This is a genomic window from Caulobacter sp. FV1ye13L (genome assembly GCF_058681155.1).
Map to the genome: position 1 here is coordinate 2037574 of NZ_CM178732.1, position 24741 is coordinate 2062314.

The following is a 24741-nucleotide window of genomic DNA, read 5'->3' on the forward strand; positions in this document are numbered from 1 at the left end:
CCACGCAGACAAGGCCGCCCCCAAGAGGGCAGCCTTGTTCATGGTCTGGCTTTATGGCGCGGGTGGGGCGTAAGGCAAGCCGCCTTACAGCCACTCCACTTTCAGGATCTCGTAGGCCTTGACGCCGCCGGGTGTGTAGACCTCGACGACTTCGCCCACTTCCTTGCCGATCATGGCGCGCGACAGCGGGGAGGACAGCGAGATGCGGCCCTCCTTCACGTCGGCTTCGTGATCGCCAACGATCTGGTAGCGAGCCTCTTCCTCGGTGTCCTCGTCGACGACGCTGACCGTCGCCCCGAACTTCACCTGCTTGCCTGAAAGCTTGGAGACGTCGATCACTTGCGCGCGGGCGATCTTGTCCTCGATCTCGGCGATACGGCCTTCGATCCAGCCCTGACGTTCCTTGGCCGCGTGATACTCGGCGTTTTCCGAGAGGTCGCCATGCTGGCGCGCCTCGGAGATCGCGGCGATCACCGCCGGACGCTCGATCGTCTTCAAACGCTTCAGTTCATCGTCGAGGGTTTGATAACCCCCGGCGGTCATCGGCACTTTTTCCATTGCGGATTTTAGCTCGGTTCGCCTTGGGAGGAGTATTCGTCCCGTCGCGGGCGCACGCGACCGGGGGCTGAGAGGATAGGAGGCGCGTTCACGATAAGCAAGGGGGCGGGGCGATCCCCTTTGCTGCAAAGGCGGCCGCGCGGTTCCCCGGAGCCCGGATCGGGCCGGGAAACCGGGGCTCAGAACTCCTGCCAGTCTTCCCTGACCGCCGCAGCTGCGCCACCACGCCCGGGGCGTACGGTGGTATTTGGCCGGGGTTGCGGCGCGGATTGCGCCGGGCTCGCAGCGGAATGTCCCTGGGCGACCTTGAATCGGCCGACCAGCGCCGCCAGTTCGGCCGCCTCGCCCTTCAGCGCATGGGTTGCAGCGGTGGCCTCTTCGACCATAGCCGCGTTCTGCTGCACCACCTGGTCCATCTGGTTCACGGCGACGTTGACTTCGTGCAGGCCGGTGGACTGCTCGTTGGCTGAGGCGGCGATCTGGTTGACGAGGGTGTCGATCGAGGCGACCTGGGAGACAATGCGCTGCAGGGCCTCGCCGGTCTGGCCCACCAGGGCCACACCGGCCCCGACCTGCTGGGTCGAGGTCGAGATCAGGGTCTTGATTTCTCGCGCAGCGTCGGCCGAGCGCTGGGCCAGGGCCCGCACTTCCTGAGCCACCACCGCGAACCCGCGACCGGCTTCACCAGCTCGCGCAGCTTCGACGCCGGCATTGAGGGCCAGCAGATTGGTCTGGAAGGCGATCTCGTCGATGACGCCGATGATCTGGCCGACCTGATGCGAGGAGCCTTCGATCTGGGTCATGGCGGCGACCGCCTGGTCGACGATCTGGCCCGAACGCTGGGCGTCGCCACGCGCCGTGGCCACGACGTCGGAGGCCTCCTTGGCGCCGGCGGCAGTCTTGCGCACGGTGGTGGTGATCTCTTCCAGGGCGGCAGCGGTCTCTTCCAGGCTGGCCGCCTGTTGCTCGGTGCGGCGTGAGAGGTCGTCGGAGGCCTGGGCGATCTCATCGGCGCCGGCGCTGACGGCGCGGGTCGTTGTCGAAATGTCCTGCATGGCCGCCTGCACGCGCTCGGCGGCGGCGTTGAAGTCAGCCCGTAGCGCTTCATAGGCCTGGGCGAACTGAGCCGTCAGGCGGACGGTCAGGTCACCCTTGGCCAGGTGCGACAGGCCGTCGGCGATGGCCGCGACAGCCTCGGTGCGCTGATGCTCGGCGACCGCCTCGGCCTTTGAGGCCTGGCTGCGGTTGGCTTCTTCCGAGCGTCGGGCCCCCTCGGCGGTGTCGTTGGCCGCGCGCGCCGCCTCGACCGCCAGCTCCGCCTCGGCGCGGGCCTTGTTGGCGGTGGCGAACATGCTGTTGATGCTGAAGGTGGTGGCGATCAGGGCGCCGGCCTCGACGATCAGGATGACGGCGTGGACGACCACCCGGCCCAGGCTGGCCGAGCCGGGGAATACGGCCTGGGGCAGAAGGAAGCTCAGGCTCAGATGGTGGACGGCCACGGTGGCGGCGGCGGCGGCGATGACCTTCCAGTCGCAATAGACCACCAGCAGGGCCAGGGCGGCGAAATAGGCCATGTGCATGTCGATCTGCCAGCTATGACCATTGAGGGCCGCGACCAGCGTGGAGACTTGAGCCATTAGGGCCACCCCGGTCAGGGCGCGACCGGTCGAGCCAACACCCGCCTTGCTGAGCGCAAAGGTAGAAGCAGCGGCGATTGCCAGGGCTGCCAACACCAGGGCAGACAATGGCCCGTGCAACATCGCGCGCGTGGCCACCACGATAATGGCCAGCAGCCAGGTCACCGTCACGATCAGCTTGCCGCCGAGTTGGCGTTGGGCGTCGAGGCTGGAAACGGCAATGCTCATGACAAGGTCTCCTTGGGGGCGCAGACGCCCGCCAGATCAGGGTCGAGAATCAGCAGGGCCCCGGACGCGCGGGCGCGGCGCGCCAGATCGGCCGGTTCGCCCCGCAGAATGATAATGAAAGGCGCGCCGCCAACGGCGGCAATGTCGCCGGCCGAGCCCGCAGCGCTGATGCTCTGGGCCACGCTCCACCAGGGTGGGAAGATGGCGGCCACGCGCGAGGGGTCACGCGGGGCGGCATTGACAGAAACCGCCGCCAGCAATCCTGCGATGATCGCGCCGGCCGTCAGGGCGATCCCGCCAAGGGCTGAGGGTCGCTTCTCCGAGGTGATCAGGGAATCTCGCATACACGGGCTCAAAGTAAGGGCTCAAAAGCCTCCGGCCGGTGGATGCCGACGGGCCTTCAAAACCCTATGCCCTACGAGGTTACCCCGGCCTTAACCCTGTCATTCCGCGCCATTACGCCGCAGGGCTCGATTGGAGGCCTGTCAGCTATCGCAAGGCGTGTTCTCTAGTGCGCGTAGTCGTAGGGGCCGCCGCGCTTGAGGGCCTCGCGATAGGCGGGGCGGGCATGGATCCGGTCGAGAAATGCCTTCACGTGCGGTCGTGACGCCGCCCCCGCCCGTGCCGCGCCGGCCTCCAGCGGAAAGCTCATCATGATGTCGGCGGCGGTGAAGTCCTTGCCGGCGAACCAGGCGGACTTGGCCAGTTCGTCATCCCAGTAGTCGACATGGGCCTTCAACTGCGGGTCGATGAAGCTGCTCTGAGCTTTGTTGGCGACGGCCTTGATCAGGCCGCGCAGCAGGCCCGGAGCGCGGGTCGGCAAGGCGGTGAAGACCAGCTTCAGGAGCAGCGGCGTCATGGCCGAGCCTTCGGCATAGTGCAGCCAGTAGGTATAGCGCAGGCGTTCGGCCGTGCCGGCGGCCGGGATCAGCCGGCCCTGGCCATAGGTCTCGATGATGTACTCGATGATCGCCCCGGTTTCGGCGATGACCTTGCCGCTGTCGGTGATCACCGGCGACTTGCCCAGAGGATGGATGGCGCGCAGTTCGACCGGGGCCAGCATGGTCTGGGCGTCGCGCTCATAGCGCTTGACCTCATAGGGTACGCCCAGCTCCTCAAGCAGCCACAGGATCCGCTGGCTGCGAGAATTGTTCAGGTGATGGACGATGACCATGGCAAGGTTCTCCGCAGACGACGCGGGACGCTCGCATGGCGCCGTGTAGGTCAGTCAAGCTCGATCAGCTCAGGGGCTTGAGATCCGGTTCCACCCAGCCGCGACGGGCCGCCACGCTGAACAGCCGCTCGTGAGACCAGAAGCTCAGGGGCCAGGCCTTGTCGCCCAGGGGCGTGGCCAGCAGGCGGGCGCAGGCCTCGCCGTCGCCGATCCCCGCTGGCAGGCCGGCGACAAAGGCGCGGATCGCGGTCAGATAGGCCTGGGTGATCGTCTCGTGATAGCCGCTGACATCGTCGTTCACCCCGCCGACGGCCACATTGTAGGTCTGGATGATGCCCGGCAGGTCACGCTCCAGGCCGGCGTCGCGGGTGCGGACCAGGCGCAGGGTAGCGGTCAGGTGGGCGGCATGGGTCCACTGCGCCTTGGGCAGGCTGTGGTCCAGCAGGCGCTCGGCGAGGGCGGCGATCTCGGCGTCTGTGTAGGCGGGGCGAGGGGGTGTGAAAGACATGGGCCAGCCATATCCCCTGAAGGCCTGGGCCTCAATCCGCCCAGAATGCTCAAGGTCAGAAAAGGTTAACTCTGAACTTTTTCAGTTCCTTAGTTCGTCCCCGTCATAAGGGTCATCAACGGCCAATCGCCACAGGGAACCCCTTATGAAGTATCCGATCGCCATCGTCGCCGGAATGGCTGGCAGCCTGTTCGTCGCCCAAGCCGCTTCGGCCGCGGGTGGCTTCGAAGACCAGATGAGCCGCTGCCTGCAGCAGTTTGCCAACACCCGCGACGCCGCCCAGGTGATGCTGGAATGCACGGCCGACGCCGGCAAGCTGTCCGAGTGCAAGGTCGTCGACAACAGCGCCGCCGGCAAGGGCTTTGACAAGGCCGCCATGTGCATCGCTGAAAAGCTGCCCATGGGCGCCAAGACCGGCACCGTGAAAGTCCCGTTCCGCTTCCCGGGCGGCGCGTAAGCTTCGCTTCGGCGGCAGAGCTTGGAGCGCGGTCGAACCGAGTTTGACCGCGACGCTCCAGGACCTGTCCCGCGGCAACCGGGCGCGAGGCAGGTCGCAGGGCGGTCGATCCTTCGGGGTCGGCCGCCTTTGTGCGTTCTGGACCCGGGCTTCGAGGGGCTATGAAAAACGCCGCGCCGGTTTTCACCGACGCGGCGTTTGTCTGCCGGCTTGTCCCTGCAGGCGTCAGCTGTAGCTCTGCAGCGGCCGTACTTCCAGCGCCGCAGCCGGAGCCGAGGAGATGGCCTGAGCCGCCGCCAGGGCGCCGGCCGAGGTGGTGTAGTAGGGGACCTTCATCATCAGCGCCGTGCGGCGGATGTCGAAGCTGTCTTCCAGGGCCTGCTTGCCTTCGGTGGTGTTGAACACCAGCTGCACGCCGCCGTTCTTCATCACGTCGACGATGTTGGGACGGCCTTCCAGGACCTTCTTGACCAGCTCGACCTCGACGCCCTGCTCGGCCAGATAGCCGCGCGTGCCGACGGTGGAGATCACCTTGAAGCCGGCCGCCTTCAGCAGACGCACGGGCTCGACGATCCAGGGGCGGTCGCTTTCCTTGACCGAGACGAAGGCTGTGCCTTCCAGCGGCAGGGTGACGCCGCCGCCCAGCTGGCTTTTGGCGAAGGCGCGGGCGAAGGCCAGCGACATGTCGGCCTCGCCCTCGCGCTTCCAGTCCAGGCCCATGACCTCGCCGGTCGAGCGCATTTCCGGGCCCAGGATGGTGTCGACCCCGGCGAAGCGGGCGAACGGGAACACCGCTTCCTTGACCGCGATATGGTCATACGGCTTGTCGACCAGATTGAAGCTCTTCAGCGTCTCGCCGGCCATGATCCTGGCGGCGATGGCCGCGACAGGCTGGCCGATGGTCTTGGCCACGAACGGCACGGTGCGCGAGGCGCGGGGGTTGACCTCCAGCACATAGATGCGCGGTTCAGCCGAGTGCGGCTCCTCGATGGCGAACTGCACGTTCATCAGGCCGCGCACGTTGAGGGCCAGGGCCATCTTCACGGTCTGGCGCTTCAGCTCTTCCACCGTTTCGGCGCTGAGCGAGAAGGGGGGCATCGAGCAGGCGCTGTCGCCCGAGTGGACGCCGGCTTCCTCGATATGCTCCAGCACGCCGGCCACGAACACGTCGGTCCCGTCGCACAGGGCGTCGACGTCGACCTCGGTGGCGCGGCTCAGATAGTGGTCCAGCAGGATCGGGTGCTCGAACGAGATCTCGCCGGTGTTGAGGATGTAGCGTTCCAGCTGCTCGTGATCGCGGATGATCTCCATGCCCCGGCCGCCCAGCACGTAGGACGGACGCATCACGAACGGGAAGCCGATGGTCTCGGCGGCGACGCGGGCCTCGTCCCAGGTGCGGGCGATGGCGTTTTCGGGCTGGGCGATCTTCAGGCCGTCCAGCAACTGCTGGAAGCGCTCGCGGTCCTCGGCCAGGTCGATGGCGTCGGGGCTGGTGCCCAGGATCGGCACGCCGGCCTCTTCCAGGGCGTGGGCCAGCTTCAGCGGCGTCTGGCCGCCGAACTGCACGATGACGCCGGCCAGGGTGCCGTTGCTCATCTCGACATGCAGTAGTTCGAGCACGTCCTCGGCGGTCAGCGGCTCGAAGTACAGGCGGTCGGAGGTGTCGTAGTCGGTCGAGACGGTCTCGGGGTTGCAGTTGACCATTATCGATTCGATGCCGATGGCGTCGAGGGCGAAGGCCGCGTGGCAGCAGCAATAGTCGAACTCGATGCCCTGGCCGATCCGGTTGGGACCGCCGCCCAGAATGACCGCCTTCTTGCGGTTGGTCGGCAGGCTCTCGCACTCGGGGACCTGGCCCAGGGCGCCGGTCTCATAGGTCGAATACATGTAGGGCGTGGTGGCGGCGAACTCGCCGGCGCAGCTGTCGATGCGCTTAAACACCGGGCGCACGTTCAGGGCCTGGCGGGCCTTGCGGACGGCGCTCTCGGTCGAGCCGGCCAGATGGGCCAGGCGGGCGTCGGAGAAGCCTTGCGCCTTCAGGGCGCGGAAGCCCTGGGCGTCGGTCGGCAGACCGCCGGCCCGGACCCAGCCCTCCTGGCGGACCAGCTCGGCGATCTGGCGCAGGAACCAGGGCTCGTAGGAGCAGGCGGCGTTGACCTCTTCCACAGTCAGGCCATGGCGGAAGGCCTGGGCGATGACGCGGATGCGGTCGGGGGTGGGCATGCCCAGGGCGCGGATCACGGCGGCCTTGCCGTTATCCGGATCTTCGGCGCCGTGGATCTCGATCTCGTCAAAACCGGTCAGGCCGGTTTCCAGGCCGCGCAGGGCCTTCTGCATGCTTTCCTTGAAGGTGCGGCCGATGGCCATCACCTCGCCGACCGACTTCATGGCGGTGGTCAGGTGCGGCTCGCTGCCAGGATATTTCTCGAAGGCAAAGCGCGGGATCTTGGTGACCACGTAGTCGATCGAGGGCTCGAACGAAGCCGGGGTCGCGCCGCCGGTGATGTCGTTCTTCAGCTCGTCCAGGGTGTAGCCGACGGCCAGGCGGGCGGCGACCTTGGCGATCGGGAAGCCGGTGGCCTTGGAGGCGAGGGCGGAAGAGCGCGAGACGCGCGGGTTCATCTCGATCACGACCATGCGGCCGTCGGCCGGATTGACCGCGAACTGGACGTTGGAGCCGCCGGTCTCGACGCCGATCTCGCGCAGCACGGCGATGCTCGCCGCGCGCATCCACTGATATTCCTTGTCCGTCAGGGTCATGGCCGGGGCGACGGTGATCGAGTCGCCGGTGTGGACGCCCATAGGGTCGATGTTCTCGATCGAGCAGACGATGATGCAGTTGTCGGCCGTGTCGCGCACGACCTCCATCTCATATTCTTTCCAGCCCAGGACGCTTTCTTCGATCAGCACCTCGGTGGTCGGCGACAGGTCCAGCCCGCGCAGCACGATCTCCTCGAATTCCTCGAGGTTATAGGCGATGCCGCCGCCGGTGCCGGCCAGGGTGAAGCTGGGGCGGATGATGGCGGGCAGGCCGACGAAGGCCAGGCCCTCGCGGGCCTCGTCCATGTTGTGGGCGGCCTTGGACTTGGGGCTCTCAAGGCCCAGCTTGTCCATGGCGTCGCGGAATTTCTGGCGGTCCTCGGCCTTGTCGATGACCTCGGCCTTGGCCCCGATCATCTCGACGCCGTACTTGGCCAGGGTGCCGTTGGCTTCGAGGGCCAGGGCGGTGTTCAGCGCGGTCTGGCCGCCCATGGTCGGGAGCAGGGCGTCGGGGCGCTCTTTTTCGATGATCTTGGCGACCATCTCGGGCGTGATCGGCTCGATATAGGTCGCGTCGGCCACGTCGGGATCGGTCATGATCGTGGCGGGGTTGGAGTTGACCAGGATGATCCGGTAGCCCTCGGCCCGCAGGGCCTTGCACGCCTGGACGCCCGAGTAATCGAACTCGCACGCCTGGCCGATGACGATCGGGCCGGCGCCGATGATCAGGATCGAGGAGATGTCTGTTCTTTTGGGCATGGGAAAACTCGCGCGCAGAGACACGGTCGCGCACATCCGCGCGCCCGCTGCCGACCATCTTGCAGGTTAAGTCGCCCGTTTAGAGACGGAGTCGGGCCCGCGCAACCCCCGAACCGGAGAGCAAGGTTACCCAAGGAACCGGAGTCGCGTCGCTTTCTGGCGCGCGGGCCGTCTTCCCGCTAAACCCGCGTCATGTTGCGCATTTCCGAACTGAAGCTGCCTCTGGGCCATCCGCCCCAGGCCATCGAGACGGCGATCCATCATCGCCTGGGTCTGCCGGCCGGCGACGTTCTGTCGTGGGCCGTGGCCAAGCGCTCGCACGACGCCCGCCGCAAGGCGGCGATCCTGATGGTCTATTCGGTCGACGTGACGGTGCGTGACGAGGCCGCCGTGCTGGCCCGGTTCGCCGACGACAGCCATGTGCGTGTGGCGCCTGACACGGCGTATCGCCTGAAGGCCCGCGCTCCCGAGCCGCTGAACGCCCTGCGTCCTGTGGTGATCGGCGCGGGGCCCTGCGGGCTGTTTGCAGGCCTGATCCTGGCCCAGATGGGCTTCAAGCCGATCATTCTGGACCGCGGCAAGGTGGTGCGCGAGCGCACCAAGGACACCTGGGCCCTGTGGCGGCGCAGCGAGCTGAATCCTGAGTCCAACGTTCAGTTCGGCGAGGGCGGGGCAGGCACCTTCTCGGACGGCAAGCTCTACAGCCAGATCAAGGATCCCCTTCATCTGGGCCGCAAGGTGCTGGAGGAATTCGTCAAGGCCGGCGCGCCCGAGGAAATCCTGACCGAGGCCCATCCCCATATCGGCACCTTCCGGCTGGTGACCATGGTCGAGAGCATGCGCAAGACCATTGAGGCGCTGGGCGGCGAATATCGCTGGCAGCATCGCGTTGACGAGATCGACGTCGAGACCGCCGCCGACGGGTCGCGCAGGATCAGGGGTCTGAAGCTCTCGACTGGCGACTATCTGGAGGCCGACCGCGTGGTGCTGGCCGTCGGCCACAGCGCTCGCGACACCTTCCAGATGCTGTACGATCAGGGCGTCCATATCGAGGCCAAGCCGTTCTCGATCGGGGTGCGGATCGAGCATCCGCAGTCGTGGATGGATCGGGCGCGTTTTGGCACCCATGCCGGCCATCCGGACCTGGGCGCCGCCGACTACAGCCTGTCGCATCACTGCAAGGACGGCCGTACCGTCTACAGCTTCTGCATGTGCCCCGGCGGCACGGTGGTGGCGGCGACGTCGGAACCGGGCCGCGTCGTGACCAACGGCATGAGCCAGTATTCGCGCAATGAGCGGAACGCCAATTCCGGTTTCGTGGTCGGCATCGATCCGGAGCGCGACTATCCGGGCCATCCGCTGGCCGGCATCGAGTTCCAGCGCAAATGGGAGAGCCTGGCCTATGTCGCCGGCGGTTCGACCTATGCCGCCCCTGCCCAGAAGGTCGGCGACTTCCTGGCCGGCCGCGCCTCGACCGATCTGGGCGAGGTGGCGCCGTCCTACAAGCCGGGCATCACCATGACCGACCTGTCGGCCTGCCTGCCGGCCTTCGCGGTCGAGGCCATGCGCGAGGCCCTGCCGGTGTTTGGCCGCCAGATCGCCGGCTACGACCACCCCGACGTGCTGCTGACCGGGGTCGAGACCCGCACCTCCTCACCCATACGGATCACGCGCGGCAAGGACTTCCAGAGCCTCAACACGGCGGGCCTGTTCCCGGCCGGCGAGGGGGCTGGCTATGCCGGCGGCATCCTCTCGGCAGCGGTCGATGGCATCAAGGTCGCCGAGGCGGTGGCGGCGGCGTACGCCACCTAGACGTCATCGGGAGGCGGTCGGGGTCATGGCGACCGGCGGCTCAACTGGCGGTCCCGGCCCGCGCCAGTCAAACCTTGCACCGTCCTTGCAGCGGTGGGTCCCGGCATTCGGCCGGGCGCGCTGGCACGACCCGCCATCGCGTTCGCCTGACTTGACTCGATGTTATATATATCTAACATTGAGTCTGGTTTTATGGACGTGAAGGGGTTCAGCTATGCCGCACAGAGAGAAGCTCGCCTGGATGACGCTGCTGCTGATTGCAGCAACCTACGGGCCCTATTTCGCCCACGTGGTGATATCGCCGCCGGCGCCCGGCGTTCTGCCGAACCTGCCGCAGTTGTGGTTGCTGGCGCTGGCGACGGGCGGCAACGGCGTGCTGCACATTCTTGGCCGTATCGCCTTGCGGGTCGGAGCGCCGGAAGACGCCCGCGCGCCAGCCGACGAGCGCGACCGCGACATCCAGCGCCGCTCCAGCATGGTGGCCTACTATGTGATGATGATCGGCATGATGCTGGTCGGCATGGTCATGCCGTTCACGACGAGCGGCTGGGAGCTCGTCAATGCTGGCCTGCTGGCGATCGTGCTCGCCGAGATCACCCAGAATGGCCTGGCGGCCTGGAGCTATCGCCGGAGCGCGGCATGAGCGGCGGGATGATCGTCAACCAGATCCGCACCCTGCGGTTTCTGGCGGGTGAGATGTCTCAGGCTGAACTCGGAAAGCGGATCGGACTGACCCGTCAGACAGTCGCGGCCATTGAAGCCGGCAAGTACTCGCCGACCCTCGAGGCCGCCTTCAGGATCGCCGAAGTCTTCGGCAAGCCGCTCGAAGAGGTGTTTCAGTGGTCCAGCAAGGGCTAATGCGTCACGGCGCCTTGGTCGGCTCCGCCAGCGCATCCGGGGTCTGCCAGGCCTTGCCGCTGAGGGCGCTGTCATAGCCCAGCTTGAACAGCGCCTTGCGATTGGCGGCCTTGAAGTCGAGGCCCGAGGTATCAGCGTCGGCCTCGTCGGGGATGGCGGCGAACATCAGCGAGCCGCCGTTGCGGCGGGCGAAGGCGGCGCTGGCGGTCAGGTGTGTGCGCATCTGGGCCTTGCTCATGGTGCTCCAGGCCCGGCCGACAATGGCCAGGGTTCTGCCCTTGGTGAAGGCGAAGCTCCCGCCGATCTTGCCATTGACGATCACGCGGATATTGCCCTGTTGCGCCGTGTCCTGGCCCTGGATGGATACAGGCAGGGTCCAGAGCAGCAGACCCTCGGGCGCGACGAAAAACGGCGTACTCACACCCCCATCGACATGCATTTCCGACAGGCTGCGACCCTTGCCCTGAACCTCGATCAGGGTCGGCGGGAAGACACCCGGGATGCTGGCCGACGCGACCAGAACGTCCTGGAACAGCTTGAGGGCAGCGGCGTCGCCACGCGAGGCGATCGCGCCCATGTCCCAGATCACCGTCTCCTCGGTGTCCAGATTGGTCGTGGCGATCAGCAGGCTGCGACCTTGGGCGTGCTCGACCGAAATGGCATACAGCAGCGGCGGATCGACATAGGCCTCGACCAGTCCGCGCAGGGCGGTGTTGTTGTAGACGCTTGCCCGGAACAGGAAGTCCAGGCCCCGCCGCTGGAGAATATGATCGGCCGCCTTGCTGGTGTAGGCCTCGGTCAGGCGCTTGTCCCAGTCCGGCCCCAGAAAGGCGAAGGGCGCGGTCAGGGCCCCGGTGCTTACGCCGGTGACGATATCGAACTGTGGCCGTCCACCGGCCTTGGTCCAGCCGACCAGAAGGCCTGCGCCGTAAGCCCCGTTCGAGCCCCCGCCGGATACGGCCAGCACGTTCAGGTTTTTTCGGTCCGCCGTGCGGGCGCGGGCCGCTTCTGCAAAGCGGATACCGGCGGCCGTATCGCCGGCGTTGAAGCGGATGTCGCTCAGGCCCTGCGGAGCGCCGCCCAGCATATCGCCTGCGCTGTAGGTCTCGCGGGGCAGGGAGCCACAGGCGGCGAGCATCAGGCCGGCCAGCAGGACGATCAAAATCCGGGCCGTGCGCATGCGGGGCCAACCAAGGCTAAGGGAGTGTCGCCAACCTAGTGCGGTCCCCTCCGAATACAAAGGACCCTAAACGCAAATAGGCCGGCGCAAGCGCCGGCCTATAGGAAGCTTTCGAAGAGCACCGGCGTACCGGCGCTTTTCTGACTGGATTAAGCTTGCAGCTGGCCAGCGGACATCTTGCCGCTGCGCTTGTCTTGTTCCAGTTCGTAGGTGATCTTCTGGCCCTCATTGAGGGTGCGAAGGCCGGCGCGTTCAACGGCCGAGATGTGCACAAAAACGTCCGAGCCGCCGTCATCCGGTTGGATGAAGCCGAAGCCCTTGGTGCCGTTGAACCACTTAACGGTGCCGGTAGCCATGGTGTGTAGTCCTTTGGATAGCAGTCGCCGCCGGAAGCGTTCCGTTCGACGATCAAATTTCGTTGGGGATCGGTAGGCGCGTCCGGCGCTTCCTCGAAGGAAGCATGGAATAGCAGGCCGAACGGCAGCGAATTCGATAGCTTCATGATGAGGGTTTACGGCCGCGCCAGCAAGGGGAATCTTGAACTCCGCTTTTCACCGCCTCTGGCGAACGCTTCAGATCTTCGCGATGAGGTCGTGTTGGCCCTTTCCGGCGAAGTCTGGCGAGGGCAGGTCCTGCGACGAAACAGCCTTGCGGCCGCCACTATTGCGAGTCATTCTCAATAACATCTCCAGGCCACAGGAGGCGAGGATGGTATTGCAAACAACCGGTGCGAACTGGCTGACCCTGATGATGCGCGCCGAACGGGCGCGTCGGGGCTTTGATCCGCTGGACAGCGAATGGCTGCTGTATGGCCCGACCGATCCGGACGCCGTTCAGGGTGAAGTCGAGGATGACGTCCCTGATCTGCTGGCGGCCGAATAGGCGGTTGCGGTCTAGGCCAGCGCCTTGCGGGCCGCTTCCCAGTACTGGGCGCCGGTGATCAGGGTGATGATGGCCGCCAGCCACAGCAGGCCGTGGATCGCCAGAGTGGCGGGCCCCACGACGTCCGGGGTGTCGGGCAGGCCGAAGGCCCCCCACGACGCCAGCACCATCTCGGCGCCGATCGCCACCAACTGCAGGGTGGTCTTCCACTTGGCCAGCACGGTGACGGGCAGCTTGATCCCCTTGCCGGCCCCGACCTCGCGCAGGGCGCTGACGGCGAATTCGCGGAACAGGATCAGGCCGGCCGGCAGCACGATCATCGGGTTGGGTCCCAGGGCCATCAGACCCAGCAGGGCGCCGCAAACCAGGATCTTGTCGCCGATGGGATCGAGGATCGCGCCCCACACGGTGACGGCGTCGAGCTTGCGGGCCAGCCAGCCATCGAAGAAGTCGGTGAGGGCGGCGATCACAAACGCCCAGAACGCCCAGCGTTCCAGCCGCAACTGATCTTCCAAGGTCAGGCGTTCGCTGAGATAGGGCAGCGCGCCGGCGGCGGCGGCCAGCGCCACGAACATGAACAGGGCGACGACAAGGCGCGATGCGGTGAGGATGTTCGGAAGATTCTTCATGGTGAGTTTCTAACGCGGGAAATGGTCAAAGGGCTACGCCGCTGTAAGACCTAAACCATAACGGGCATTTTTCGTAGCAGGGAACTCACCCACTCTGGCTATACAGAGGACAAGGGAACGAGGCAGGAGTTCGGGGTTTTGCGAAGTCTTGATCGCATGAATCTTCTGGATCGTGTCCGGCGCCAGGTCCGGGGGCGCGTCAATTCTGTTCGCGTCCGGCTCATTCTGTTGACGGTCAGCCTGCTGGTTCCCGCAGTGCTGAGCATGGGCTTCCTGCTGGCGGGCGCCGATCGTCATGGCCGCGCGCAAACCTACCAGCAGATGCTGACCACGGCCCGCGCCCTTTCGGGCACCGTGGATCAGCAGACCGCCGTCGGGATCGCTGTCGTCGAGACCCTGGCCAGCGACCAGGCCCTGCAGGCCGGCGATCTGAAGGAATTTGACGCCCGCGCCCGCCGCGTGATGGAGCTGCGGACGGGCTGGGTCGTGGTGACCGACGTCGCCGGCCAGCAGCTCATCAACACCCTGCGCCCCTTCGGCGCGCCCCTGCCCCAGGTGCAAAGGCCACAACAGCTGACCCAGGCCCTCATGGCCGGCCAGAGCCGGGTGTCGGATCTGCGGGTTGGCCGGGTGTCCAAGAAGCCGGTGATCACCGTAGGGGCCCGGGTCGATATCGAGGGTCAGCCCCATCTTCTGGCCTATGTGGTCGAGGCCGCCTCGTTCACGTCGGTCTTCCGCCAGCAGCGTGTTCCCGATGGCTGGATCGCCACCCTGGTGGACAGCAACTACAAGGTCATTGCCCGCTCCGCCGACAATGCCATGTGGACCGGTCGCACCGTACCGGCCGCGACGATTGAAAGCCTGAAACGCGCCCACGAGGGTATCGGCAAGAGCGTATCGCTCGAAGGCGTGCCGACCGTGGTGGCCTATACGCGGTCGGCCCAGACGGGCTGGACCCTGATCGTCGCGATTCCCCGCGCCGAACTGGATGGCGCGGTGATCCGGTCCGTCGCCGTCGCCACCGGCGTCTTCGGGCTGCTGCTGGTGTTGGGCATCAGTATGGCGCTGTTCGTCTCGCGCGGCATCAATCGCCAGGTGAGCGTCCTGGTCGCCGCCGCCCGCGCGATCGGCGAGGGGCAGCCGGTGGGCGAGCCGAGCGGGCGAAGCCTCGAGGAAGTGGCCGCTATCCATGACGCCCTGGCCGTCGCGTCCCGTGAACTGAAAACCCGCGAAGACCGCCAGAAGGTGATGATCAACGAGCTGAACCACCGGGTGAAGAACACCCTGGCCACGGTTCAGGCCCTGGCGCGCCAGACGTTCGGCAAGCTGGAAGGGGCGCCGGTCGAGATGTTCACGGAGCGGCTGATCGCCCTTTCGGCCGCCCATGACCTGTTGACCCGCAGCGGTTGGAGCAAGGCCGACCTGGACGAGTTGATGCGCGTCTGCACCCGCGCCCACGGCGAACGGATCGCCTATTCGGGGCCGCCCGTCTCCCTGGATCCCCACACCGCCGTGGCCCTGTCGATGGTGTTTAACGAACTGGCCACCAACAGCGCCAAGTACGGCGCCCTGTCGGCGCCAGCCGGGCGGGTCAGCATCGACTGGCGGATCGATCCCCAGACCCGGGTCCTGACCCTTGTCTGGATCGAGACGGGCGGCCCTCCCGTGACTGCGCCCAGCAAGCCGGGTTTTGGCACGAGGCTGATCGACAGCTCGATCCGCAGGGAACTGAAGGGCTCGCCCAGCTTCGACTTCCGGCTTGAGGGCCTGGTGTTTGAGGCGACCCTGCCCTTGCCGGCGCCGGACGCCGTGCGCTGGGCCAATCCGTTCTGAACATGGCGCCCGACAGCAGAGAGGTCGCCGCCTTCATGGCGCAGGCGGGACTGCCGCCGCGCTTTGCCGGTCTGGCCGCCCGGCTCCATATCCCCCTCGCCGCGCGGATCGCCCGAGCCTGCGCCGGACGCGACACGCCGCTGGTGGTCGGCCTCTGCGCGCCGCAGGGGGCGGGCAAGTCGACCCTGACGGCGCTGGTGACCCGGCTGTTGCGACGCTGGGGCCTGACGACAGCCAATCTGTCGCTGGACGACCTCTATCTGACCCATGCCGAGCGTCTGGTTATAGGCCGGACGGTCCATCCCCTGCTGCGCACGCGCGGGGTTCCCGGGACTCACGACATTCCGCTGGGTCTGAGCCTGCTGGACGCTCTCGCCCACGCCGGCCGCGTGCTGCTGCCCCGCTTCGACAAGGCCGCCGACGACCGGGCGCCGGTCGCGGACTTCGAGCCCTTCGAGGGACCGGCGCAGGTGATCCTGCTGGAGGGCTGGTGCGTGGGCGGCCGGGCCCAGCCCGAGGCGGCCCTCGATGAACCGGTCAACGCCCTCGAGCGAGAGGAAGACCCCGCAGGCGTCTGGCGGGGCTTCGCCAATGCCGCCCTGGCGGGCCCCTATCGCGCGCTGTTCGACAGGATCGATCTGCTGGTCGCGATGACCGCCCCCGACTTTGCCACCGTGCGCGCCTGGCGGGGCCAGCAGGAGCAGCGCCTGCGTCACGACCTGACCGCTCAGGGTCGTGACCCCCGGCTGGCGATGGACGAGATGGCCCTGGACCGCTTCGTCGCCCACTATCAGCGTCTGACCGAGTGGATCGCCCGCGATCTGCCGCCCCGCGCCGACATCGCCATCCGCCTGGACGCGGACCGTGAGCCGGTCGAGATGCGGGGTTTCTAGAGCATTTTCGAGCGAAGTGGATTCCGGTTCGCGTGAAGAAAATGCGTTAAAACAAGAACTGGAGCTCCGGACTGACGCAGTCAGGACGGAATGCTCTAGTCTTCCACCGTCCGCACGCGGTCGACAACCCGCACGGTATAGCAGCGGCGCTTGCCCAGTTCGGTGCCGCAGAACCCGGTCTCTTCCGAACCCTCCCGCAGCCTGACCCAGCGGTCGCGGTTGCACTCGAACCAGGCGTGCTGGAACTCCCGATGGTCGACGTCCTGATGGAACACCGGGACCCGGTCGACCGAATAGAACCGCACCATGCCGCTGAGGCCGCCGAAGCTGCCCCGGCCATTGACCAGCCCGCAGACCTGGCCCGTGCGGGTGGACCAGACCGCGCCCAGATCCAGCGGATTGGTCTGGTTCAGCCGGGTCTTCAGATTGGCCCGCACATGGCCCCATTCGGCCCGGGCCTTGGGCTTTTCAACCAGCATCTGCTCGGCCGTCGCCGGGGGCAGGGTGGCGTTGACGCTTTCCACGCGCATCAGATCGATGACGCCGAACACCAGCGCGCCCAGGATAGCGACCACGATCACGCCCGAGAGGATGCGCGGCAGCAACGGCATGCGGCGCGGCTTGTCCCAGACCGGTCTCGTCATCGGTGCTCTCCCGTCCCTGCGGGCGAGAGTGCGCAGCGCTATCTGGTTTGACAAGCGTAAAAGATTACGACCTTAAACTTAAGGCTCAGGGCGCGTTCCGTCGGCCGCCCCGTCCTCATCCTCCTCTTCGCGCGCAATCGACTCCGATCGCGGGGGCGGCGGCGGATCGGCGGTGAAGAAGGCGCCCAGCAGCATCATCATGCCGGCCAGCGGAGCCATGGCCCTTTTGGAGCGCTTGGCGTTGCGAACGCCCCAGATCGCCGCCGGCGTCAGAACGGCGATGACGGCAAGGGTGATCAGGATCGCGATCAGATCGGACATGCCCCTGATGTGGCCCGCCCGGGCCGCGTCACAAGGCCTGGCTTCAGCTCTTGCGGAAGAAGGCGTGGATGCGCTCGGCCAGGGCCTGGCTGACGCCCTCGACTTTCAGCAGGTCTTCGACCCCCGCGCGGCCGACCCCCTTGGCTGAGCCAAACGCGTGCAGCAGGGCCTTCTTGCGGCCGGGACCCACGCCCTCGATCTCGTCGAGCGGGTTCTTCTTCAGGTCCATGCTGCGGCGCGTGCGATGGGCGCCGATGGCGAAGCGGTGGGCCTCGTCGCGCAGGCGCTGCAGGTAGTAGAGCACCGGCGATTTCGGCTCGAGCATGAACGGCGTCTTGTCAGGCATGAAGAACCGCTCAAGCCCGGCGTCGCGGTCGGGACCCTTGGCGACGCCGACGACGGCGATGTCGTCGACGCCCAGCTCGGCCATGATCTCCAGCGCCGCGTCCAGCTGGCCCTTGCCGCCGTCGACCAGAACCAGATCGGGGCGGTTGTCGCTGTCACCGCCTTCCTCTTCCTTGACCAGGCGGGCGAAGCGGCGCTTGAGCACCTCCTTCATCATGCCGTAGTCATCGCCGGGGGTGAGCTCGGTGCTCTTGATGTTGAACTTGCGGTACTGGCCCTTCATGAAGCCGTCCGGCCCGGCCACGATCATGCCGCCCACGGCGTTGGTGCCCTGGATGTGGCTGTTGTCATAGACCTCGATCCGCTCGGGCGCGGTATCCAGCCCGAAGGCTTCGCCGACCCCGGCCAGCAGCTTGGTCTGGGCGCTGCCCTCGGCCATCTTGCGGCCCAGCGCCTCGCGGGCGTTGGTCAGGGCATGCTGCACCAGGTCGGCCTTCTCGCCGCGCCGGGGCACGCTGATCTCGACCTTGCGGCCGCTTTTCAGCGCGAAGGCCTCGGCCAGCAGGGCGCATTCGGCCGGCTCGATATTGGCCAGGATCAGGCGCGGGATCGGCTTGTCGTCATAGAACTGGCCGAGGAAAGCGGTCATGGCCTGGGCCTCCTCGCTGACGCCTTCTTCTTCCGCCGCGCCGTTGATGCGGGGGAAGTAGGCGCGGTTGCCCCAGTTCTGGCCGGCCCGGAAGAAGAACACCTGCACGCAGGCCTGGCCGCCCTCGACGTGCAGGGCCACGACATCGGCCTCGTCGACGGTTTCGGGATTGATCTGGCTTTCCTGGGCCACCGAGGAAAGGGCGCGGATGCGGTCGCGCAGTCGGGCGGCGCGTTCGAACTCCAGGTCCTCGGCGGCGGCTTCCATCTCGGCGGCCATGGTCGCCATCACCGCGCGGGACTTGCCTCTTAGGAAAGCCTCGGCCTGGTCCACCAGGGCCTGATAGTCGGGGATACTGACCAGCCCCGTGCACGGCGCCGCGCAGCGCTTGATCTGGTACAGCATGCAGGGCCGGTCGCGGCCCTCATAGACGCTGTCGCTGCACGAGCGCAGCAGGAACGCCTTCTGCAGGGTGTTGAGCGTGCGGTTCACCGCCCAGGTGCTGGCGAACGGCCCGAAATAGTCGCCCTTGATCGCATGGGCGCCGCGGTGCTTGCGCAGTTGCGGCGCGTCATGGTCGCGGCGGATCATGATCTCGGGAAAGCTCTTGTCGTCGCGCAGCAGCACGTTGAAGCGCGGCTTCAGCGCCTTGATCAGATTGATCTCGAGCAGCAGGGCGTCAGCTTCGGTGCGGGTGGTGACGAACACCATCGACCGGGTGGCGTCCACCATGTGGGCGATGCGGTTGGTGTGGAAGCGGCCCTGGGCGTACTGGATCACCCGCTTCTTCAGGCTCTTGGCCTTGCCGACATACAGGACCTCATCGTCCTCGCCGATCATCCGATAGACGCCGGGCCCATCAGGCAGGCGCGCGGCCTCGTCCTTGATCAGGTCGGCGCCGCGCAGGGCGTTGGCGAGAGAGGTTGGGGCGGTGTCGTCGTTCACGACGGACATATAGGCGAGTCTGGCACGATCAGCGACGGGCGCTGGGTTTGTTCCTGACACCAAGTGGCGCTATGACGCCCCATGACCACGCGCCCGCTCTTCGTCACCCCGCTCTATGAAGCCAGCCTGGCCGGCGAGAAGGACTTCGACGCCTTCATCGATGACCTGCACGACGCCTGCATCGCCGTGGCCGAAGAGGACGAGGCCGGGCAGGCCTGGGCCGAGAAGAAGGGCTATCTGGGCTACACCTCCTACGCCTCGCTGGACGACCTGGCCCAGCGCGACAGCCTGTTCGCCGATCTGAAGAAGAAGCTCGACAGGCACGCCGCCGCCTTCGCCCGCGAGCTTTGCTTTGATCTGGCCGGCGGCAAGCTGGTGATGGACAGCCTGTGGATCAACATCCTCGATCCGGGCGGCCAGCACACCGGCCACATCCATCCGCACAGCGTCATCTCGGGCACGGTCTATGTCACCATCCCGGCCGGCGCCTCGGCCCTGAAGTTCGAGGATCCGCGCCTGCCGATGATGATGGCCGCGCCGACGCGCAACGCCGACGCCCCCGAGACCCTGCAGCCGTTCGTCTATGTGCAGCCGCAGCCGGGCACGATCCTGCTGTGGGAAAGCTGGCTGCGCCACGAGGTGACGCCCAACCAGGCCGACGAACAGCGGATCAGCATCAGCTTCAACTACGCCTGGAAGTAGGCCCGTCAGTGGAAGGGGCGAACCTCGACGGGCGCGCGGCAGGCGACGGCGGCCTTGCGACCCCAGTCCAGAGCCGCATCCAGATCCGCCACCTCCAGCACCCAGAAGCCGCCGACATGCTCCTCGGTCGACAGGTACGGTCCGGGCATGACCTGCACCTGCCCATCCGGCCGGAGACGCAGTGAGAGGGCCCGGCCGGGGGCCTGCAGCCCGCCCACGAAAACCCTGACGCCGGCGGCGACCATCGCCTCGTTCAGAGCGCTGATCCCCCCGACGCATCGCCTCGTCCTCGGCGGCGGCCGGGTCGTAGTCGTCCGGGCGGTGCAGGGCTATCAGATAGCGGGTCATGAGGTCTCCGGCTGTTGATCTCGGGCGGTCACCGCCCTGCTGTCTGACAAGAGACGAACGACCTGACCGCAGTCCGACATCGTTTGCGGGCTTTTTTGACAGGCCTTTCCGGATTTCAGGCCGAGATCGCCTCGAGCTCGCGCGCGATCCGCACCCGCCAGCCGCGCTCCAGGGTCCAGGCGGCGATGCCCAGCCACAGCAGGCCCAGGAAGGCGTGGCCGCGCTGCCAGTAGCCGACGTCATAGCCGGTGCGCACATTCCACACCCCGGTCAGCAGGGCGAACACCAGCAGCAGGCCAAAGAACCAGCCCAGCGAGAACTGAGCCAGGCGCTTGTGGCCCGGAACGCCCCACAGGGCCCAGGCCGTGAACAGCGGCGCGAACTGGATGGCCAGGCCCACCCCGCAGGCGCGGTGCATCTCGTCGGGCCAGTGAAACAGGCCGGCGAAGATCGCCCCCAGTCCGGTCAGGGCCACCCACAGGCCGGTGAAGGCCGAGACCGCGCGACGCCCGCCGGCATGCTCCAGGGCATGGGTGAAGCCGGCCCCGGCGAACAGGCCGGCCGTCCCGGCCAGCACCATGCCGATATTGAACACCAGCGGGGCGGGGGCGGCGGGGCCGCCCAATTCGCTGATGAACTGGGCGCCGGGATCGAAGCCCGGAAACAACTGCTGGGCCAGCCACACGTCGGCCACCATGATCACCGGCGTGATCACGCCGATCTTCAGGAAGGCGCTGGTACGTACAGACACAGGAAAGCGAGCCTCGAAAGCTATGAGGGCGGCAGAATCTCTTCCGCCGCCCCCTGGGTCAATGCCGGTCTTGCCGGAAGTTACTTCGCCGCAGACGGATGGCCCGCCGGCGCGAACTGCGCGCCGAAGAAGTCGCCCGTCTTCCACACCGGACGGTCCTTGGCGTCGGCCAGTTCACGGGCGATCTCGTAGTTGACGAGAGCGAACTTGGCGGCCGCCACATAGTCGATCGGCAGGTTCAGATCGTCGCTGGGCTTGTGATAGTGCGTGGCCAGGAAGTCCTTGAAGCCCTTCTCGCCGCCGTTCTGGAAGCCGGTCATCAGGAACACCGAAGGCACGCCCTGCTCGACGAAGCGATAGTGGTCGCTGCGGGTGAACAGGCCTTCCTCGGGCATCGGGTCGCCCGACAGGGCGATGCCCACGCGGCCGGCGGCCTTGGCCACGGCCGGGCCCAGGGTCGAGCGGTCGGCGCCAAAGGCGATCACGTCGGTGAACGGATACAGCAGCACCGGCATGTCCAGGTTCACATTGGCGGCGATGTCGGCCTTGGGCACGGTCGGATTGTTGGCGAAATATTCCGAGCCGATCAGGCCTTTTTCCTCGGCCGTCACGGCGACCAGCAGGATGGTGCGCTTGGGCTTGGTCTTGGCGTTCTTGAAGCCGCGGGCGACCTCCAGCAGGGTGGCGATGCCCGAGGCGTTGTCGAGCGCGCCATTGTTGATCTTGTCGGCGCCCGTACCGTGGGTGTTGACGCCAGTGTGGTCGAGATGGGCGCTGAGGATGATGGCCTGGGCCTTGAGCGTGGTGTCAGAGCCCTCGATCACGCCGACGACGTTGCTGCTCTCGCGCTTCTCGATCTCACTCTTGAGGGCCACAGCGGCCTTGAACGGCAGGTCGAAGCCCTTGACCGCGCCTTCGGGGGTTTCAGCGGCGGCCAGCACCGCCTCCAGCGAGGTCGGGGCGCCGGCGAACAGCTTGCCGGCGGCCTTGTGGCTGATCGCGGCCAGGTTTTTGGCCGAGACGCCGCGCACGTGGCCAACGTCATTGGCGTCGCGCCAGGTCATGCGCCATTCGCGATAGCCGGCCACGCCGCGCTCGAACGGGCGACGCTTCTCGCCGCTGGCGGTGCTCATGGTGATGACGCCCACCGCGCCGCGCTTGGCGGCTTCGAGGCGCTTGACGTTGCCGTTGCCGTAGTGGGCGCGCTCTTCGGTCTGCAGGCTGGACGGGGCGCCGCTCAGCAGGACGACGATCTTGCCCTTCACGTCCAGGCCGGCATAGTCGTCGCGGCCTTTTTCCGGGGCCACCAGGCCAAAGCCGACAAAGACCAGCGGGGCGGAGACATTGACCTCGGTCGTCTGGGCCTGGGCGCTGGGCAGGTAGTCCTCCCCGAACTTCAGGGCCTGCTCCTTGCCGTCGGCGCCGGTCAGGGTGATGGACCCCTCGCTGGCGTTCTTGAAGGCCAGCAGCGGCACACGCTGCAGGTACGAGCCGTTGGCGGCGCCGGGCTTGACGCCCAGCAGGGCGTATTGAGCGGCGACGTAGTTGGCGGCGATGTCATAGCCGCGGGTGCCGGCCTCGCGGCCCTCCATCGCGTCATCGGCCAGGAAGGTCATGTGAGCGCGGATCGCATCGGGCGACGGCGTGAAGCTGGACGCGGGTGTCTTGGCCTTCGGAGCGGCGAGGACGGGTTGGGCGACCATGAGCAGGGCGGCGCTGATAAGAGCGGCGCGGCGCGAAAAGGACATCAAGCAGGCTCCAGGGCGGGTCTGGTCCCGCGAAAGGGGCGAACCTTGGCCAGCCCTGAGCGGCTTGTCGAGATTGGGTGACCTGAACGTTTTGTAATGTTGGTTCGTCGGGGGCTCTCGCGGCCTGACATGGCTGATGCGATCTTCACCCTTCTTTTGCGCGAGGGCTTAACCGCGAGATGGGAGAGTGCCTCCATCGCAAAGGAAAGCCTCGTCCATGCAGGCCCTCGCCATCGCTGCCGCCGGCATGACCGCCGCCGCTCACCGCCTCACCGAAAGCGCCCAGCGCACGGCGACGTGGAGCGCGCGCGAGATTGACACCGATCTCGTCAAGGAAGCGGTCGAGCAGGTTTCCGCCAAGACCGATTTCGCAGCCAATGTCGCGGTGGCCAAGACCGCCGACTCCATGACCGGCGCCCTGCTGGACCTGAAGGTCTAGCGCGCCGCTTCAAGGGCGCGCCCGCATCCCCCCAGCGGCCGCGTCCGGATAACGCTCCCCGGGCTTCCCCCAAGTTTGCCCGGGGAGCGGGTTCACCGCTCTCCAGCCTGTCGCCCTCAGCGCGCTAGCGTCTCTCTGGCTCCCGGAGACTCCATCGCGAGCATAACAATGTTATGCTACCGTGGATGGCATTGGCTCGGGGGAGATGACGATGGCTAAGAAGCTGGCTCTGTTCCTGGATGGCACCTGGAACGATCTGAGAATGAAGAACCGCACCAATGTCTCGCGCCTGGCGCAGGCGGTGCTGCCTGAAAGCGCCACCGGCGTTCGACAGGTTGTGTTCTACGACGAAGGCGTTGGTGTCTCGGCCGGCGTCGGCAAGGTCGCCGATTTCGCCACCAAGACGCTCGGCGGCGCGCTTGGCAAGGGCCTGGATCGCAAGGTGGAGGCGGCCTATCGCTTCCTGGTTCTGAACTACGAGCCCGGTGACGATATCTATATCTTCGGCTTCAGCCGCGGCGCGTTTACCGCCCGAAGCACGTGCGGCCTGATCCGCAAGATCGGCATTCTCAAGCGCGAATGTTTTGATGTCTGCCCACAAGCCTTCGAGCTCTACGCCGACAGCACCCAGAGCCGCCGCAGTCCGGCCACGGTGCAGTTCCGCGCCCGCTACGGTCACGACGTGGTCTCCGGCGAGGAAGACTATGCCCAATATCTGGACCCCGCCGCGCTGCAGGCGCTGGCGGCGGCCAAGGCGCCGCCAGCCTCGCCGGTGGCGACCTCCACCCTGGAAGAGCTGTTCCAGCACCGCGACACAGTCCAGACCCGAAAACTGCAGATCACCGCCAGGAGCGCGGGGCCAAACGGCGCGGACCGGACGCTGCACACCTATCGACTGATGTATGTGGGCCTGTGGGACACCGTGGCGTCCATGGGGCTGCCCGAGCGCCTGGGCCTGTTCGCCGATGCGGCCAATTCGAAATACCGCTTTCACGACACCGAGGCCTCATCGCTGATTTCCAGCCTGAGGCACGCCGTGTCGATCGACGAGAATCGCAAGGTGTTCTCATCGACCCCGGTCTCCAACATCGACGTGCTGAACCAGGAATGGGCGACGGCGCGAGGCTTTTCGGTGGGCGATGTGGCGCAGAACCTTGAACCTGACCAGCCTCTGACGCCCGGCCCAGCCTATGTTCCGTATCGCTTCCGGCCCTACCAGCAGCGCTGGTTCCCCGGCGATCACGGGGCCGTCGGGGGCGGCAATCCCGTGCTGGGCCTCTCCAGCCACACCCTGCGCTGGATCGCCGAGGGCGCAGCCTGGGCGGGCCTGGAGTTCAACTGGACGGGTGGCCAGCTGGAAGACGCCCGGACCAGCGTCAATCCGCTGGTCGACTGGCCGGAACGCCGCAAGAAGAACCTGCTGGGCAATCTCGGCGGCTACAGCAATCGCAGCGGGCCGAAGCATATCCGCGAACTGGGCGACACCGCCTACGAGCGCTATTGCCGCGCCCCGGAAGAAATCCCCGCCAACGCCCGCCTGATGGCGGGGCAGCCTGGCCCAAGGCCGCGACTTCCGCCACCGCCGACCTATCCGGCCAACCTGCCCATGGCCTGAGGGCGCAAAACAAGAAAACGCCCCGGCCTTTCGACCGGGGCGCCCTTGTTTCTGGTTCCTGGACCC

At 66.7% G+C, this 24741-nt stretch carries 24 protein-coding genes and 1 pseudogene; 10 read left to right on the plus strand and 15 right to left on the minus strand.

Annotated elements, in window-relative coordinates:
* Positions 1 to 84: 84 nt before the first annotated feature.
* The 5 genes from greA to ACW176_RS09825 form a co-directional block, all read right to left on the minus strand.
* The gene (gene greA, locus ACW176_RS09805; RefSeq protein WP_419320175.1) at positions 85 to 558 is read right to left on the minus strand and encodes a transcription elongation factor GreA; all 474 of its coding nucleotides are present in this window, start codon (positions 556 to 558) and stop codon (positions 85 to 87) included.
* Between the two features lie 179 nt (positions 559 to 737).
* Positions 738 to 2423 (minus strand): methyl-accepting chemotaxis protein, encoded by a 1686-nt coding sequence (locus ACW176_RS09810; protein WP_492111824.1) that lies wholly within the window; start codon positions 2421 to 2423, stop codon positions 738 to 740.
* On the minus strand, positions 2420 to 2767 hold the full coding sequence (locus ACW176_RS09815; protein WP_492111825.1) for a hypothetical protein: 348 nt from the start codon (positions 2765 to 2767) through the stop codon (positions 2420 to 2422). The genes ACW176_RS09810 and ACW176_RS09815 overlap by 4 nt, the downstream gene beginning before the upstream one ends.
* A 164-nt stretch (positions 2768 to 2931) precedes the next feature.
* Positions 2932 to 3597, minus strand: coding sequence for a glutathione S-transferase family protein (locus ACW176_RS09820; protein ID WP_492111826.1), 666 nt, complete (start codon positions 3595 to 3597; stop codon positions 2932 to 2934).
* 64 nt (positions 3598 to 3661) lie between these two features.
* Positions 3662 to 4105, minus strand: coding sequence for a hypothetical protein (locus ACW176_RS09825; protein WP_492111827.1), 444 nt, complete (start codon positions 4103 to 4105; stop codon positions 3662 to 3664).
* 145 nt (positions 4106 to 4250) lie between these two features.
* Between ACW176_RS09825 and ACW176_RS09830 the strand changes: the two genes are divergently transcribed.
* A complete protein-coding gene (locus ACW176_RS09830; protein WP_492111828.1) occupies positions 4251 to 4562 on the plus strand; it encodes an energy transducer TonB in 312 nt (103 codons plus the stop codon).
* Between the two features lie 225 nt (positions 4563 to 4787).
* Here the strand turns inward: ACW176_RS09830 and carB are convergent, their stop codons facing one another.
* Positions 4788 to 8081 (minus strand): carbamoyl-phosphate synthase large subunit, encoded by a 3294-nt coding sequence (gene carB, locus ACW176_RS09835; protein ID WP_492111829.1) that lies wholly within the window; start codon positions 8079 to 8081, stop codon positions 4788 to 4790.
* Positions 8082 to 8273: 192 nt separating this feature from the next.
* Here carB and ACW176_RS09840 point away from each other — a divergent pair, with 192 nt between their 5' ends.
* From ACW176_RS09840 to ACW176_RS09850, 3 genes are all read left to right on the plus strand, one after another.
* A complete protein-coding gene (locus ACW176_RS09840; RefSeq protein WP_492111830.1) occupies positions 8274 to 9893 on the plus strand; it encodes an NAD(P)/FAD-dependent oxidoreductase in 1620 nt (539 codons plus the stop codon).
* A gap of 214 nt (positions 9894 to 10107) precedes the next feature.
* Positions 10108 to 10536 carry a hypothetical protein gene (locus ACW176_RS09845; RefSeq protein WP_492111831.1) on the plus strand — a complete coding sequence of 143 codons (429 nt, stop codon included), beginning with the start codon at positions 10108 to 10110 and terminating at the stop codon, positions 10534 to 10536.
* Positions 10533 to 10751, plus strand: a complete 219-nt coding sequence (locus tag ACW176_RS09850; protein WP_492058156.1) for a helix-turn-helix transcriptional regulator — start codon at positions 10533 to 10535, stop codon at positions 10749 to 10751. Before ACW176_RS09845 ends, ACW176_RS09850 begins: the two co-directional genes overlap by 4 nt.
* 4 nt (positions 10752 to 10755) lie before the next feature.
* Here the strand turns inward: ACW176_RS09850 and ACW176_RS09855 are convergent, their stop codons facing one another.
* The gene (locus ACW176_RS09855) at positions 10756 to 11931 is read right to left on the minus strand and encodes a patatin-like phospholipase family protein (protein ID WP_492111832.1); all 1176 of its coding nucleotides are present in this window, start codon (positions 11929 to 11931) and stop codon (positions 10756 to 10758) included.
* 149 nt (positions 11932 to 12080) lie between these two features.
* Positions 12081 to 12287 (minus strand): cold-shock protein, encoded by a 207-nt coding sequence (locus ACW176_RS09860; protein WP_062148808.1) that lies wholly within the window; start codon positions 12285 to 12287, stop codon positions 12081 to 12083.
* 352 nt (positions 12288 to 12639) lie between these two features.
* On the opposite strand from ACW176_RS09860, the gene ACW176_RS09865 reads away from it, so the two are divergent.
* Positions 12640 to 12813 carry a hypothetical protein gene (locus ACW176_RS09865; protein WP_492111833.1) on the plus strand — a complete coding sequence of 58 codons (174 nt, stop codon included), beginning with the start codon at positions 12640 to 12642 and terminating at the stop codon, positions 12811 to 12813.
* An 11-nt stretch (positions 12814 to 12824) separates the two neighbouring features.
* Here the strand turns inward: ACW176_RS09865 and pgsA are convergent, their stop codons facing one another.
* The gene (gene pgsA, locus ACW176_RS09870; RefSeq protein ID WP_492111834.1) at positions 12825 to 13442 is read right to left on the minus strand and encodes a CDP-diacylglycerol--glycerol-3-phosphate 3-phosphatidyltransferase; all 618 of its coding nucleotides are present in this window, start codon (positions 13440 to 13442) and stop codon (positions 12825 to 12827) included.
* A 156-nt stretch (positions 13443 to 13598) separates the two neighbouring features.
* On the opposite strand from pgsA, the gene ACW176_RS09875 reads away from it, so the two are divergent.
* Both ACW176_RS09875 and ACW176_RS09880 read left to right on the plus strand, forming a co-directional pair.
* Positions 13599 to 15275, plus strand: a complete 1677-nt coding sequence (locus tag ACW176_RS09875; RefSeq protein ID WP_492111835.1) for a sensor histidine kinase — start codon at positions 13599 to 13601, stop codon at positions 15273 to 15275.
* Positions 15276 to 15277: 2 nt separating this feature from the next.
* A complete protein-coding gene (locus ACW176_RS09880; protein ID WP_492111836.1) occupies positions 15278 to 16168 on the plus strand; it encodes a kinase in 891 nt (296 codons plus the stop codon).
* 95 nt (positions 16169 to 16263) lie between these two features.
* On the opposite strand, the gene ACW176_RS09885 is transcribed toward ACW176_RS09880, so the two are convergent.
* The 3 genes from ACW176_RS09885 to uvrC all read right to left on the minus strand — a co-directional run bounded on the left by ACW176_RS09885 (position 16264) and on the right by uvrC (position 19081).
* Positions 16264 to 16812, minus strand: a complete 549-nt coding sequence (locus ACW176_RS09885; protein ID WP_492111837.1) for a hypothetical protein — start codon at positions 16810 to 16812, stop codon at positions 16264 to 16266.
* 78 nt (positions 16813 to 16890) lie between these two features.
* Positions 16891 to 17133 (minus strand): hypothetical protein, encoded by a 243-nt coding sequence (locus ACW176_RS09890; protein WP_492111838.1) that lies wholly within the window; start codon positions 17131 to 17133, stop codon positions 16891 to 16893.
* Between the two features lie 43 nt (positions 17134 to 17176).
* A complete protein-coding gene (gene uvrC, locus ACW176_RS09895; RefSeq protein ID WP_492111839.1) occupies positions 17177 to 19081 on the minus strand; it encodes an excinuclease ABC subunit UvrC in 1905 nt (634 codons plus the stop codon).
* A 72-nt stretch (positions 19082 to 19153) separates the two neighbouring features.
* Between uvrC and ACW176_RS09900 the strand changes: the two genes are divergently transcribed.
* Entirely contained in the window at positions 19154 to 19774 is a 621-nt protein-coding gene (locus ACW176_RS09900) for a TIGR02466 family protein (protein WP_492111840.1), read from the plus strand.
* Between the two features lie 5 nt (positions 19775 to 19779).
* Here the strand turns inward: ACW176_RS09900 and ACW176_RS09905 are convergent, their stop codons facing one another.
* The 3 genes and pseudogenes from ACW176_RS09905 to ACW176_RS09915 form a co-directional block, all read right to left on the minus strand.
* Positions 19780 to 20019: a YciI family protein gene (locus tag ACW176_RS09905; RefSeq protein ID WP_492111841.1), complete on the minus strand. Its 240-nt coding sequence runs from the start codon at positions 20017 to 20019 to the stop codon at positions 19780 to 19782.
* Positions 20020 to 20237: 218 nt separating this feature from the next.
* Positions 20238 to 20935, minus strand: a pseudogene (locus ACW176_RS09910) (DUF998 domain-containing protein).
* Positions 20936 to 20953: 18 nt separating this feature from the next.
* On the minus strand, positions 20954 to 22621 hold the full coding sequence (locus ACW176_RS09915) for a M20/M25/M40 family metallo-hydrolase (protein WP_492111842.1): 1668 nt from the start codon (positions 22619 to 22621) through the stop codon (positions 20954 to 20956).
* Between the two features lie 217 nt (positions 22622 to 22838).
* Between ACW176_RS09915 and ACW176_RS09920 the strand changes: the two genes are divergently transcribed.
* Both ACW176_RS09920 and ACW176_RS09925 read left to right on the plus strand, forming a co-directional pair.
* Positions 22839 to 23060, plus strand: a complete 222-nt coding sequence (locus ACW176_RS09920; RefSeq protein ID WP_419320202.1) for a flagellar hook protein FlgE — start codon at positions 22839 to 22841, stop codon at positions 23058 to 23060.
* A 211-nt stretch (positions 23061 to 23271) separates the two neighbouring features.
* Positions 23272 to 24675 (plus strand): T6SS phospholipase effector Tle1-like catalytic domain-containing protein, encoded by a 1404-nt coding sequence (locus ACW176_RS09925; protein WP_492111843.1) that lies wholly within the window; start codon positions 23272 to 23274, stop codon positions 24673 to 24675.
* Positions 24676 to 24741 lie beyond the last annotated feature (66 nt).